The organism is Nocardia sp. IBHARD005 (assembly GCF_052814245.1).
The window spans coordinates 575,792-589,018 of record NZ_CP199935.1 but is presented as its reverse complement, the minus strand read 5'-3'; the positions used below and the strand labels follow the sequence as shown (position 1 = coordinate 589,018).

Sequence of the window (13,227 nt, the reverse complement as noted above, 5' to 3'; positions counted from 1 at the left end):
GAGATACACCTCATCGACACAGACGCGCAGCGATCCGCAGCCGGAAGTACTCCCAGCCGACACAGACGCACAGCGATCCTCAGCCGCACATGGCCGGAGCATGTAGAGGTACACCTGGCCACCGCTTCGCTCGATGGTGATCGGCGGTGCGCACCGCTGATCACCATCGTGCGAAATTACCCCGCGACGCTATTGCGTTCCGGAACAACAACTTCGGTTGCGCCGATATCGGTGCGGAAATGGCTGCCGGTGAGTTTGATTCCCGCGAGCCGCGCATAGGCCCGCTCCCGCGCCTGCGCGAGATCCGCACCGACACCGACCACGTTCAGCACTCGTCCGCCCGCCGACACCAGCGCCTTGTCCGCGCGCTGATCCGTACCGGCGTGCAGCACCAGCGTTTCGCCCTCCAGCGCGCCGTCGTCGGCGCCGGTGATCACATCGCCGGTGCGCGGGCGGGCCGGGTAGTTCTCGGCGGCGAGCACGACGGTGATCGCGGCACCGTCCTTCCAGCGCGGGGCGTCGACCTCGGCGAGGCGACCGGTCGCGGTGGCGTGCAGGAGTTCGGCGAACGGGCTGTCCAGCAGCGCGAGCACGGCCTGGGTCTCGGGATCGCCGAAGCGGCAATTGAATTCGATCACAGCGGGGCCGTTCGTGCCGATCGCCAGACCCGCGTACAGCAGGCCGGAGAACGAGCTGCCACGCGCGACGAGCTCGGCGGCGACCGGCTTCACCACGTCTTCGACGATCTCGTTCAGCGTCTCAGCGGGCAGCCATGGTAGCGGCGTGTAGGCGCCCATGCCACCGGTGTTCGGGCCGGAATCGCCATTGCCGACCCGCTTGTGATCCTGCGCGGGCAGCAGCGGGATCACGGTCTCGCCGTCGACCAGACAGAACAGCGACACCTCCGGCCCGTCGAGGAACGACTCGAGCAGCACCGGATGTCCCTGCTCGAGCAGTTCGGCACCGTGATCGCGGGCCGCGCGCCGGTCGGCGGTCACCACCACACCCTTGCCCGCGGCGAGCCCGTCGTCCTTGACCACCCAGGTCGGGCCGAAGCGATCGAGCGCCGCGTCCAGCTCGGCCGGGCTGTCGACGATCTCGCTGTGCGCGGTCCGCACGCCGGCTACCGCCATCACATCTTTGGCGAACGCCTTCGACCCTTCGATCCGTGCCGCGTCGGCCGACGGGCCGAACACGGGGAACCCGGCCGCGCGCACGGCGTCGGCGACACCGAGCACCAACGGCACCTCGGGACCGATCACCACCAGGTCGGCGGCCACCTCGCCGGCCAGCGCGGCGACGTCTTCGGTGGAGCAGGGATCGACCGGGCGGATCTCGGCGTGCTGGCCGATGCCTGGGTTGCCGGGGGCAGCGATCACCGCCGTCACGGACGGATCCCGGCGCAGCGCCAGGACGAGGGCATGTTCACGGGCTCCGGAACCGATGACGAGTACGCGCACGCATGCAAGATTAGTCGCGCGCTACGCAGGCGCTTCGCACGCCCCATATCGACCTGTGATCCCGGGACCGTGAGAAAGTTCCACGCCCGACCTGCAGACCCGCGCACGTCACGCACAACGAGTTCGCTGCACGCCGCTGGTCGCGAGGTGGCGATCCGGCCCGCACGATCTCAGAAATCGGCGGCGAGGCCTGGTCGGCACTTCGACCGATCAGCGACCGGTGAGCGGGCATCCGGCGGACCTCGCGGGGCGGGTTCGATTGCGCCACAATGGAACCAGGTGCGGCACAGCAGCCGCCGCCGAAACGGGGAGCACACCATGGGCCTGCTCGACGGGATGATGGGCAATGCCGGTCGCATAGATCCGGCCGCCGCCCAGCAGGAGTACGCGAAGCTGTTCGGGCAGGGCGAGCAGGTGTATGCCGCGTTCATCCTGGTCCGCGACGCGATGCTGTTCACCAACCGCCGCCTGATCATGGTCGACAAACAGGGTGTCACCGGCCGCAAGGTGAGCTACCACAGCATCCCCTACCGCTCGATCAGCCACTTCGCCGTCGAAACCGCTGGCACCTTCGACCTCGATGCCGAGCTCTACATCTGGATCGGCAGCGGCGACGAGCCGGTCAAGCAGCGTTTCAACCGTCAGGTCGACATCTACGAGGTGCAGGGCATCCTGTCGCATTTCGTGTCGATCTAGCTACGCTCACCGGTATGGCATCCGTCTTCAGCGCGATCATCGCAGGTCAGATCCCCGGCCGTTTCGTCTGGGAAGACGACGAGTTCGTCGCCTTCCTCACCATCGCCCCCGTCACCCAGGGTCACACCCTCGTGGTGCCGCGCGCCGAGATCGACCAGTGGCAAGACGTGGATCCCGCCGTGATCACCAGAATGATGGGCCTTGCCCAGAAGATCGGCCAGGCCGTCCGCGCCGCCTTCGACGCCCCCCGCGCGGGCCTGCTCATCGCCGGCCTCGAGGTTCCCCACCTGCACACCCATGTCTTCCCCGCCTACACCATGGGCGACTTCGACATCTCGGGCGCGAACACCGACCCCACCCCCGAATCCCTCGACGAAGCCCAGGGAAAGATCAAGGCCGCCCTGCGCGACCTCGGCCACGGAGCGAACGTCCCAGCCTGATTTTGCCCTTGATGGAACCGAACCGACCATTCGCGCGTCTAAGACATCGAGTGGTTGTTGTGCGCGAAAGAGGAGAGACGATGCGACTGGTTGGCTTTGCCGCCGGGGTGTGCGCTGTAGTGGCGCTCGCCGGATGTTCCAAAGCGGTCGACGGGCAGCCCGAGGCCAGTGGGGCTCCGCTGACCAAGGAGCAGTTGTTCGATCCGTGCACGGTGTCGGACAGTGTGCTGCAGGCGGCGGGTCTCGACCCGGCGTCGAAGGACGATAATCCGTTCTCAGTGGATCGAGCGGAGTGGAAGGGGTGCGGTTGGCGGGGTGATGAACACTTCATCTACCTCAAGTCCACCACTTACACGCTAGAAGAAATTCGCTCGAATGACTATCTCCACGATTTCCAGGACATCACGGTCGGCGACAGAAAAGCAGTACAATACCTCCTAGGAACCCGGACCCCTCCGAATCAGTGCGAAATCGCCTTTGACACCAGCAAAGGCAGGGTAGCGGTAACGGCAACAAAGTTCATCGATAACACATCTTCGACGGACCCGTGCGCGTTGGTCAACAAAGCAGCACCGAACTTCCTCGAAATCCTTCCTAAATAGCATATGCGGAAAACGACGGAGATCTGAACTATGGCGCCGAACGAGATGGCAACGAATTTTCAAACGCTGGGCGGTGAGGCCGCAGCGGGCAGGCTCATCATTGAATCCGGTGCAGCAGATAACTGCGCGAGATGGTGTGATGAATACATCAAAGACCTCCAACTCCTGTCCGGACGTACTCAGCAGATGGTCTACATCGATTCGTTCGGCGATCTTGATTCCGCCAAAGCCCTCGGCAAGAAGTTTGCCAACTTAGCAGAAGGTGGGGCAGGTACCGGCTCGTACGCCGATGCCGCTACCCAACACATCGAGATTCTCAGGGCAATGGCCGATATGTACCGCAAAGCCAGCGCGGCATACAAGAACTGCGACGAAGCCACCCAGTTGGCCATCAAACAGCAGACCAACAAGCTCGACTGATTCCAGGGGGGATCCATGACATTCACAGATTTCATGAGCGGACTCGGCAGCAAAGTCGCCGGCGGCGGAGGGGAGATCCTCGGACACCGTTTCGGCTCGTTGTTCGAGTCCACAATCAGTCCCGCCCAGTCCGAACTGGACGCGCAGGCGGATGGCAACAAAGAACGCACTAAAATCTACGGCGACAACCAATCGCTGGCATCCGGATTTACGGGCGAATACGCCGAACAAGTCGTGCCCCCGGTCATGGAACAATTCTTCGACATGGATCACTCCCGCATCATGAAATTCGTCGAATCTATTAGAGAAGAACAGCTGAGCACAAGCATTCAGGGTTGGACGAAGCTCGCGGAAGACACCAACACTAAAGCAACCGCTTTCCACGACAATATCCAGAAGGAAATGGAGCGTGGCTGGTCTGGCAACGCCGCGAATCAAGCCCTTGCCAGCACCAAGGCCTACCTCGCCGACGTCCACAAGGTGGATCAAGCTGCCCGGTTGATCGCCAACAAGATGGACGAGGCGCGTTCCGGCCTTCAGCAGGTGAAGTACTCGGTACCGCACGAGTCCGAGAAACAGAGCACCACCACGGCGGGAATCGTCGTTTCCGCGCTCTCCAACGTGGCCCTACCCGGGCTCGGCACCGCGACCAACTTCGTCATGGACAGCACCAGCGCAGGCCGCGCCGACGCCGCCGAAGCAGCCGCCCGCCAAGTGATGACGACCGTCTACAAGCCGGTCGCCGAACAGTCGGACACGCAGGTCCCGAAGGTCCCGACGCCAGCGAAACCCCAGTCCGACAAGCCAACCGGCGAAACCACCGAGTACAAGCCGAACGGCACCACCGAAAAACCCACCGGCAACACAACCACCAAGCCGAGCACCGAGGACTCCAAACCCACCACCACGGAGCCGGAAACCCCCACTACCACCGACCCCGGTGACGACGACACCACTGGCGACGACACCACCGCCGCTACGACAACCCCGGAAACCCCCACTACCACTACCCCGGCAGGCACCACCCCGGGCACGACCCCGGCGGGCACGTCCCCCGGCGGACTCGGCTCCGGCGGCGGAGCAGGCGCGGGCGCTGGTGCCGGAGCAGGTGCGGGCACTCCCGGCGCGGCAGTCCCCGGGACCGCCGGTCAGAAGCAGGGCGCAGGTGCCGGAGCGGGCGCGGGAGCAGGCACATCGTCAGGCCGCGCGGGCACATCCGGCATGGGCGGGATGGGCGCACCCGGTGCGCGCGGCGGCGGCAAGGACGACGAGAACGAGCACCAGGCCCCCGACTACTTGCGCGGCATCCACGAAGAACTGCTCGGCCCCGACCGCCTGCACGTCCCGCCGGTGATCGGCGGCGACGCATGACCGACACCTGGGAGCTGACCCCGTTCGAATTCTGGGTCGCCTGGGAAACGCTCGGCCGCGACCGCATGCCCTGGCCCCTCACCTTCACCGCGGGTGTCGAAACCCAGGTCGAATTCGACCTCGAATGCCGTCGCGCCGCGGATACGCTGATCGCCAAAATGGGCACCGACGAATCCCTCTACCACGCCCTACACGCTCTCGCGCACCCCGAAATCCGCATCGAACTGTTCGGCCACCGACTGGACGGCCGCACCCGCATGGTCCGCGCTTGCGCCACCACCGAGGCAGGCAACGGGGTGGTCGCCGCCCAACTCCCCGGCCCCGAATACGGCCAGGGCGGCAACATCCTGATCTCCCTGCGCCCCGCCCACGCCATCACCACCCGCCTGCTGGCCATCCTCCCGAAAACCCCCGCGGGCACCACCGGCGGCTTCAACGTCCACCGCGACGACTTCGCCACCACCCCCGACCCCTACGCCCGCCACCGCACCCCCGCCGAACAAGCCCTCAAATTCCTCAAACGCCCCTTCACCACCTACGCCGAATTCCGCGTAGCCACCGGCCCAGCCCTCGACGGCTGGCAAGAAGGCGGCACCACCCTCCAACTGGTCGACTACACCAACGACGGCCGCTACCTCATCCAAGAAGGCGAACGAGTAGAAGTAACCCCCACCACCCCCGACCGAATAGAAGCCCAGCTCCAACGCCTGATCGACCAGGCCACAGCCACCGCCCGCCAATCAGCCTGGTAGACAACATGTTCGGGCGATACACAGCGAATTCTTGGCCAGTCCGACCGAGCGTAGGAATCCTGCACAGCAGCGGCATAGCTGCACAGGATTCCTACGCCATCGTCAGGTAAGTTGCCCGCACCAAGCCTGATCCTGCGTTACCGACACGTCACCCCGTACGTATATCGCGCTGGCGCAGCTGGGGTAGCACGCGGGCGACAGGCGCGAAGTTGTCGTCAGTGTGCAGGACGGTCAGGTCGTGGTGGACAGCAGTAGCGCACACGACCAGGTCGGCTACGCCTGCCGAGCGATGCCGGCCCCGCTGAGTCAGCTTGTACTGCGCAGTATCGACCCATCTCCAGGCGTTCGTGGGGACGCCCGCGGGTTGGCAGACCGCATCGATATCGGCGGCAAGATCATCGCGGTCGGCTGGACTTGTCGCCGAGAACAAGAACTCTGTCCGCGTGGCTTCGCAGATCCGGAGCGCACCGGCATCAATTTCGGGGCGCCATCTCGCGAACGTATCTTTCTCACGGAACAGGCGCCACAGCGCAGACGTATCCAGCAGGTACCCGATCACGATAGTGTCCCGTGGAGTGGTGGACTTCGGATCAACCGCCAAACTGCGTAGTGATCAACGAGTCATGTTGAATGCTAGCCGATTTCGACACTCTCCGCGAGCGCCGGCACCGCTTCGGCAGCGTGTTGTTTGGCCACGATCACCGCTCGCAGCTCGTCCATGCTGACATCGGACACGTAGCGGCGGGTGACCTGCCATTCGTCGTGTTGCTCGATCACGACCGCGGTCGCCAACCGCAGAAACGCCGCCGAGTTCGGGAAGATCTCGACCACGTCGGCGCGGCGTTTGATTTCCTTGTTCAACCGTTCGATCGGGTTGTTCGACCAGATCTTGGACCAATGCGCCCGCGGGAACGCGGCGAAGGCCAACACGTCGTGTCTAGCGGCGGTCAGCATCGCCGCCGCCTTCGGAAACGACCCAGACAAGGTCTCGACGACCTGGTCGTACTGGGTAGCGACCTCGTCGGGATCGGTATGGACGAAGATCGTCTTGACCGCCGCCATCACCGCCGGCACGTGCTTCGAACCCACCGCACCCTGCAGATTCCGCATGAAATGCACCCGACACCGCTGCCACGCCGCACCGGTGAACTGTTGAGCGACAGCGGCTTTCAAGCCTGAGTGCGCGTCAGAGATCACCAGATGCACCCCCGACAAGCCACGATTACGCAGGCTGACCAGGAACTCGCGCCAGAACTCGAACGATTCGCTGTCACCGACGGCGGTGCCGAGGACTTCCCGGCCGCCGTCGATCGAGACCCCGGTCGCGACGACCAACGCTTGGGACACGACGTGGGCGCCGACGCGGACCTTGCAGTAGGTGGCATCGAGGAACACATACGGGAAGATGGTGTGGGTCAGAGTGCGGTCGCGGAACCGGGCGATCTCTGCGTCGAGCCCGGCGCAGATCCTCGAGACCTCCGATTTCGAGATCCCGGACTCGACGCCGAGCGCGGCGACGAGGTCATCGACGTTGCGGGTGGAAACGCCATGGACGTAGGCCTCCATGATCACCGCGTGCAACGCTTGATCGATGCGGCGGCGGCGTTGCAACAGCGAGGGGAAGAACGACCCCGCCCGCAGTTTCGGGATCTTCAACTCGACGTCGCCGCTGGTCGTGGCCACGGTTTTGGTGCGGTGCCCGTTACGGTGGGTGGTGCGGTCGGTGCTGCGTTCGTAGCGGGCAGCGCCGAGGGTTTCGGTGGCTTCGGCCTCGATCAACGCTTGCAAACCAGCGCGGATCAGTTCAGCGAACACGGTGCCGATTTCGGCGCCCTTGAGCTGATCAAGTTGGGTCAGCAGTGCAGAATGGTCGTGGGTCATCGCGTAGTCCTTCGTGGGTCTGTGGGTGAGTCACTGTGGTAGGTAACTCGTTCACCACTACGCGATGGCCCGCCTTCAGGTCGGGAGCGACACGCCCGAAACCTGTTGCGGGGCTACTGATCCGATTCCCACCACTCCAGGGGACTCTCCCCCGATCACCGCGAGAAGGCTTGCCTGCGTACTGCTTTCGCTGCCTCACTCGCAGCGGCGGCGTCATCGAAATCGCCGCGCTGCCCGCGCTCGAACAACCGTTGCGCGGCCTCCACGCGTCGGACCCGCTCCACATAGTCCCGCAGAGCAGCGTTAACGGTGTCCTTCTTGGTGGTCGAGCCCATCAACCTCATCGCCTCTGCGAGAGCTTCGTCGTCCAGATCGATCTGAGTTACCGACATGACACACCACCTTGTATCGAATGTATGCATATTGAGTATGTCACCAACATTCAACCTGCTCGAGGGCGGCGCGACTGCAGTGGGTCCCCAGGAAATCGCCAGCAGTTCTTCATGTTCGCGGGGCCTGCACTGGGCAGGATGTGGTCATCCACCGATCGATGACGCCCCCACCAACGGAATCCGGCTCCGGCGAACGGGACACGACCCGGGGCCCGCTGCGGGTCCCCGTCGTCGATGACGAGGACAACATCGCCGACCTGGTGAGCACCGGCCACCGATCCAGCCACAGAAAGAAGTCGATGGGAAGAATTTCACGAAGAAGCGCCTTGCGCGGCGGTGCGGCCGCGCTGGCTGCGGCCGCTGGAACGAGCGTGGCGATCGCAGCCACGCGGAAAGAGGAACACGGCTCCACGGGTGGTCGGCCCGCCCGCATCGACATCCACCACCACTGCGCCGCGCCGAAATGGGTTGACTGGGCGGAAAGCAAAGGGCTGCTGGTCCGCGATCAACTGCCGTACTGGGTGCCGTGGGATCTGAATGCCGCTCTGTCGATGATGGACAGCGCCGAGATCGAAACCGCGGTGATCGCACCCGCGCTCCCCGTCCCCAGGTATAACAGCGCCGAACAGCACAAGGAGGGACTTGTCGTCGCCTATGAGGCAATGGCCGAACTGGTTGCCGCTCATCCCGATCGATTCGCGTTCTTCGCGACACTGCCACTGGAGAATCTGGAACTAGCAAACTGGTCGTGCGACTACGGATTCGAGGCCGGAGCGGTTGGCGCGTTCACCATGACGCACGACCCGCAGGGTCGCTATCTGGGGGACCCGGCGTTCGATGATTTGTTCGCCAATCTCAACGAGCGCCACGCGGTGCTCAATCTGCACCCGACCCACCTACCGGGTCTCGCCCCAGGGAAAACGGCTATTCCCGGCATCGACAACATCATCTGCGACTACCCACTCGACACCACCCGTGCTGCGGTCAACATGATTCTGCACAGCACCTTGGACCGGTACCCCAATCTGTCGGTCATCCTGCCGCACGGTGGTGGCTTCCTGCCATACATCGCCGCCCGCATCGAAGTCGCCGGCCCCTTCTTCAGTCCCGGCATCGACGCGGATCGCGCGCGCGACTATCTGCGGCGCTTCTACTACGATTCCGCCGCGCCGATGTCGCCGGGCTCCACCCCCACGCTGCTGGCCACGGTGGATCCCACGCACATCATCTACGGCAGCGACTGGCCGCTGACCCCAACCGATCTCGTCCTGCGTGCCGCGGCCCAGCTCGACAGCGATCCTGCGCTCGACGAGTCGCTGCGGAGCGGCGTCAACCGCGACAACGCGGCAAACCTGCTGACGATGCTGAGGCAACGGTGAGCCGAGCCAGCCGCTAGGTCTCGCGGACTTGTTCGTCACCGGCCGCACAGCCGATCTCGTACTCAACGACCTTCTCACCTCGGCCGACGAGGGCGCGGTGCTCGTTCCAGTTGTCGACCGCGACGACCTCCGGATCGCCCAGAAGATCATCGAGCAGTATCGCGGCCTCCGGCTCGACCTGGCCGACGCGGTCAATGTCGTACTCGCCGAGCGCTACCTCACCAACGACATGCTGACGTTGGATGAGAAGGAGTTTCGCGCCGTTCGGCCATTGACGCCCGCTCATCCGTCGTTTCGGCTCCTGCTCCAGGGCGACTGAACCGCCGACAACGATCGGCGATACAAGACTGGTCTGGGTCATCGGTTCCACCGCCCGCTAACCGCGGCCGGGTAGTGAGCCGATCACCGTTCGCGGATACCCGCTGTCGATGGTCTACGCCGAGAAGCTTGTTACGGCCGTCCAACGAGGAACGGCGAGCACCCGATGGCGCGACTTCGGCTTCGTTGTGGTCTGAGCAGGGTGCTCACGAAACACAAAAAAGGACCTGACCTGCTTTCACAGGTCAGGTCCTTTGCGAGCCCCCTGTCAGGATTGAACTGACGACCTTCGCTTTACAAGAGCGGTGCTCTACCACTGAGCTAAGGAGGCGGGTACTGCGGCGACCATCATAGCCGCGAACACCTACCGCGCGACACCGGAATGTCGCGCGGTAGGTGTGGGAGGTCAGGACTGGGCGCGGGCTGCGTCGTCGGCGGCCATGGCGTCACGCAGGCTCTTGGGCCGCATGTCGGTCCAGTTCTTCTCGACGTACTCGACGCACGCTGCCCGGCTTTCTTCGCCGAACACGACACGCCAGCCCGCCGGGACCTCCGCGAACGCGGGCCACAGGGAGTGCTGCTCTTCATCGTTGACCAGAACGAAGAAGCGGCCGTCCTCGTCGTCGAAGGGGTTGGTGCTCATTTCACCTCACTGGATACTGGCGCTGTGTACAGGATCACTGCGCGGCCGCGAAGCCACGAGCGTTGTGTCGACCCTAGCAAGGCATACGTTACTGGTAGGGAGTTACCCGATGCTGCCTCGCCTCCTCGATCAGGCAGCGAAGAAATCGAGCAGGATCTTGTTGACCGCCTCTGGACGCTCCAGGTAGCCGTAGTGACCCGTGTCCGGGACCTCCTGGTAGCGGGCGCCGGGAATGGCCTCGGCCACCTCGCGCGACAGGTACGGCGGAATCATCCGATCATCGGCGAACCCAATTGCCAAGCACGGCACCGTAATCGAACGATAGGCGGCGACACGATCGAACTCGTGATCCATGGCCCGCTGCGCCCGGATGCCGGGTGAGGGGGTCCCCACGGTGAACTCGAACAGGTCGAGCCAGTCGCGCGCCGTATTGGTGTCGGCCATCGTCGCCGGCGACAGATTCATCACCGCGCTCAACGCCGCCTCGAACTTCGCCGGCAGCTGCACCGCCGAGGCATCGAGGTCCTGCTCACCGATCGACAGCGTCTTCTGGAACTGATCCAGCCTGCCGTGACCGGCCATGAACACGGCCTTGCGAACCAGATCGGGCCGGGCCAGCGCCAGCTCCTGAGCCACCCGCGCACCCATCGACGTCCCCGCGATCAGCGCGGGGCCCTCGCCGAGGAACTCGATCAGCGCGGCGGTGTCGGCGACCAGCTCCTCGATCCGCATTCCGCCCGCGGCCTCGAAAGACGGCGCGATTCCACGATTGTCGAACACGCAGACCCGATAACCGGCCGCGACCAGCGCGGGAACCTGGTGTAACTCCCACACGCGCCCCGGCGAACCGGTTCCCATGATCAAAACCACCAGCGGACCGCCGCCCTTGACGTCGGTGCCCTTGGTACGGTCGCCCTTGACCTGATAATTCAGTGCGATGCCGTTCACCGTGGCCAGTGGCATGAAACAAACCTCTCTGCGGGGTTGAGCGTGTACGACACAACGGTAACGGGACCGCCACGACACGGCACCGGGGCGGGGTGTTGCGCGTCGCTACTTCATCGGCCGTGCGCCGGCGCCCGATAGTATTGATCACTCGCAGGTAGAGCGCAGGGAAACCGGGAGGACGAACCCATTATGGCCGCGAAGAGCACCGCCAACGACATCGCCGACGACGAGCTCGAGCCGCTTGCCGACGAAACCGCCCGCCAGGCGCAGAAGGTCGTTGCGGCACACGCCGAAGACGCCGACGAGTGCCGCATGCTGCTGTCCATGCTCGGCATCGCTCCCGCCTGACACAGCGCACCCCTGCGACGCATAAGGATGCGTGAGTGGACCAAATGATCGACCAACCGTCCAACGACCGTCCGTCCGAAAACAGCGAAACCCTCGCGCCGACCGGCTCGGGTTCGGGATTCGTTGTCGTCGCCAACCGGCTGCCGGTCGACCTCGAACGCCTGCCCGACGGCACGACCAGGTGGAAGCGCAGCCCCGGTGGGCTGGTGACCGCGCTGGAACCGGTGCTGCGCAGCAACAAGGGCGCCTGGGTCGGCTGGGCCGGTGTGCCCGATGTCGAGGTCGAACCGATCATCGAAGACGGGCTCGAGCTGTATCCGGTGCCGCTCACGGCGCAGGAGGTGCAGGACTACTACGAGGGGTTCTCCAACGGCACGCTGTGGCCGCTGTATCACGACGTGATCGTGCGCCCGGTGTACGACCGGGCCTGGTGGGCCGCCTATGTCGAGGTCAACCGGCGTTTCGCCGAGGAGACCGCGAAGGTGGCCGCCGAGGGCGCGACGGTCTGGGTGCAGGACTACCAGCTACAGCTGGTGCCCAAGATGCTGCGCATGCTTCGTCCCGATCTGACCATCGGTTTCTTCCTGCACATCCCGTTCCCGCCGGTCGAGCTGTTCATGCAGATGCCGTGGCGCACCGAGATCGTCGAGGGCCTGCTCGGCGCCGACCTGATCGGATTCCACCTGCCCGGCGGCGCGCAGAACTTCCTCTACCTGGCCCGCAGACTGGCCGGTCAGCCCACCTCGCGTGGCACGATCGGGGTTCGCTCGAAGCTGGGTGTCGTGCAGGTCGGTTTCCGCACGGTGCGCGTCGGCGCGTTCCCCATCTCGATCGATTCCGCTGAACTCGACGAGTCGTCCCGCCGTCGTTCGGTGCGCGAGCGGGCCGCTAAAATCCGTGCTGAGCTGGGCAATCCCAAGAACATCATGCTCGGCGTCGACCGCCTCGACTACACCAAGGGCATCGACATCCGGCTCAACGCGCTGCAAGAACTACTCGAAGAGGGCCGCATCGACCCGACCGAGACAGTGATGGTGCAGCTGGCCACCCCCAGCCGCGAACGCGTGCAGAGCTACATCAAGATGCGCGGCGACATCGAACGTCAGGTGGGCCGGATCAACGGCGAATTCGCCCGCGTGGGCTACCCGGTCGTGCACTACCTGCACCGCCCGATCCCCCGCGACGAACTCATCGCCTTCTTCATCGCCGCCGACGCCATGCTGGTCACGCCCCTGCGCGACGGCATGAACCTGGTCGCGAAGGAGTACGTGGCCTGCCACAGCGACCTCAACGGCGCCCTGGTGCTGAGCGAGTTCACCGGTGCCGCGGCCGAGTTGCGCCAGTCCTACCTGTGCAACCCGCACGACCTGGACAGCGTGAAGGACGCGATCATCGGCGCACTCGACGACGATCGCGACACCAAGCGCCGCCGGATGCGGTCGCTGCGCCGTCAGGTGCTCACCCACGATGTCGAACGCTGGGCGCGCGCCTTCCTCGACGCGCTGTCACACGGCAATATCGCCGGTTCGGCCCTGATGAGCGACGAGCAGACCTTCCCCGCCGACCAGCGCTGAGGC

General features: G+C 64.7%; 16 protein-coding genes and 1 tRNA gene. 9 read left to right on the top strand and 8 right to left on the bottom strand.

Features of this window, described 5'->3' with window-relative positions:
* Positions 1-176 precede the first annotated feature (176 nt).
* Positions 177-1,460, bottom strand: a complete 1,284-nt coding sequence (purD, locus tag ACTWPB_RS02785) for a phosphoribosylamine--glycine ligase (protein WP_446224168.1) — start codon at positions 1,458-1,460, stop codon at positions 177-179.
* Positions 1,461-1,778: 318 nt separating this feature from the next.
* On the opposite strand from purD, the gene ACTWPB_RS02780 reads away from it, so the two are divergent.
* The 6 genes from ACTWPB_RS02780 (at position 1,779) to ACTWPB_RS02755 (ending at position 5,741) form a co-directional block, all read left to right on the top strand.
* Positions 1,779-2,156: a PH domain-containing protein gene (locus ACTWPB_RS02780; RefSeq protein WP_378966914.1), complete on the top strand. Its 378-nt coding sequence runs from the start codon at positions 1,779-1,781 to the stop codon at positions 2,154-2,156.
* Between the two features lie 14 nt (positions 2,157-2,170).
* Positions 2,171-2,596: an HIT family protein gene (locus ACTWPB_RS02775; RefSeq protein WP_446224167.1), complete on the top strand. Its 426-nt coding sequence runs from the start codon at positions 2,171-2,173 to the stop codon at positions 2,594-2,596.
* Between the two features lie 80 nt (positions 2,597-2,676).
* Positions 2,677-3,198, top strand: a complete 522-nt coding sequence (locus tag ACTWPB_RS02770) for a DUF3558 domain-containing protein (protein WP_446224166.1) — start codon at positions 2,677-2,679, stop codon at positions 3,196-3,198.
* A gap of 30 nt (positions 3,199-3,228) precedes the next feature.
* Entirely contained in the window at positions 3,229-3,618 is a 390-nt protein-coding gene (locus ACTWPB_RS02765; RefSeq protein WP_446224165.1) for a hypothetical protein, read from the top strand.
* Between the two features lie 15 nt (positions 3,619-3,633).
* A complete protein-coding gene (locus tag ACTWPB_RS02760; protein WP_446224164.1) occupies positions 3,634-4,989 on the top strand; it encodes a hypothetical protein in 1,356 nt (451 codons plus the stop codon).
* Entirely contained in the window at positions 4,986-5,741 is a 756-nt protein-coding gene (locus ACTWPB_RS02755) for an ESX secretion-associated protein EspG (protein WP_446224163.1), read from the top strand. Before ACTWPB_RS02760 ends, ACTWPB_RS02755 begins: the two co-directional genes overlap by 4 nt.
* Positions 5,742-5,889: 148 nt before the next feature.
* Here ACTWPB_RS02755 and ACTWPB_RS02750 read toward each other — a convergent pair whose 3' ends face one another.
* From ACTWPB_RS02750 to ACTWPB_RS02740, 3 genes are all read right to left on the bottom strand, one after another.
* Positions 5,890-6,300 carry a PIN domain-containing protein gene (locus ACTWPB_RS02750; RefSeq protein WP_446224162.1) on the bottom strand — a complete coding sequence of 137 codons (411 nt, stop codon included), beginning with the start codon at positions 6,298-6,300 and terminating at the stop codon, positions 5,890-5,892.
* A 74-nt stretch (positions 6,301-6,374) separates the two neighbouring features.
* The gene (locus ACTWPB_RS02745; protein WP_446222569.1) at positions 6,375-7,622 is read right to left on the bottom strand and encodes an IS256 family transposase; all 1,248 of its coding nucleotides are present in this window, start codon (positions 7,620-7,622) and stop codon (positions 6,375-6,377) included.
* A gap of 155 nt (positions 7,623-7,777) precedes the next feature.
* Entirely contained in the window at positions 7,778-8,014 is a 237-nt protein-coding gene (locus tag ACTWPB_RS02740) for a type II toxin-antitoxin system VapB family antitoxin (RefSeq protein ID WP_446224161.1), read from the bottom strand.
* Between the two features lie 158 nt (positions 8,015-8,172).
* On the opposite strand from ACTWPB_RS02740, the gene ACTWPB_RS02735 reads away from it, so the two are divergent.
* Complete coding sequence (locus ACTWPB_RS02735) at positions 8,173-9,393, top strand: amidohydrolase family protein (protein ID WP_446224160.1); 1,221 nt, start codon at positions 8,173-8,175, stop codon at positions 9,391-9,393.
* Between the two features lie 13 nt (positions 9,394-9,406).
* Here the strand turns inward: ACTWPB_RS02735 and ACTWPB_RS02730 are convergent, their stop codons facing one another.
* The 4 genes from ACTWPB_RS02730 to ACTWPB_RS02715 all read right to left on the bottom strand — a co-directional run bounded on the left by ACTWPB_RS02730 (position 9,407) and on the right by ACTWPB_RS02715 (position 11,317).
* Entirely contained in the window at positions 9,407-9,754 is a 348-nt protein-coding gene (locus ACTWPB_RS02730; RefSeq protein ID WP_446224159.1) for a hypothetical protein, read from the bottom strand.
* A 216-nt stretch (positions 9,755-9,970) separates the two neighbouring features.
* Positions 9,971-10,042 (bottom strand) — tRNA-Thr (locus tag ACTWPB_RS02725).
* 75 nt (positions 10,043-10,117) lie between these two features.
* Entirely contained in the window at positions 10,118-10,354 is a 237-nt protein-coding gene (locus ACTWPB_RS02720; protein WP_022565839.1) for an MbtH family protein, read from the bottom strand.
* 129 nt (positions 10,355-10,483) lie between these two features.
* Positions 10,484-11,317, bottom strand: a complete 834-nt coding sequence (locus ACTWPB_RS02715) for an alpha/beta fold hydrolase (RefSeq protein WP_446224158.1) — start codon at positions 11,315-11,317, stop codon at positions 10,484-10,486.
* 174 nt (positions 11,318-11,491) lie between these two features.
* Between ACTWPB_RS02715 and ACTWPB_RS02710 the strand changes: the two genes are divergently transcribed.
* Positions 11,492-11,650, top strand: coding sequence for a hypothetical protein (locus ACTWPB_RS02710; RefSeq protein ID WP_165610244.1), 159 nt, complete (start codon positions 11,492-11,494; stop codon positions 11,648-11,650).
* A 44-nt stretch (positions 11,651-11,694) separates the two neighbouring features.
* The gene (locus ACTWPB_RS02705; protein ID WP_446226217.1) at positions 11,695-13,224 is read left to right on the top strand and encodes an alpha,alpha-trehalose-phosphate synthase (UDP-forming); all 1,530 of its coding nucleotides are present in this window, start codon (positions 11,695-11,697) and stop codon (positions 13,222-13,224) included.
* The last annotated feature ends 3 nt before the right edge of the window (positions 13,225-13,227 follow it).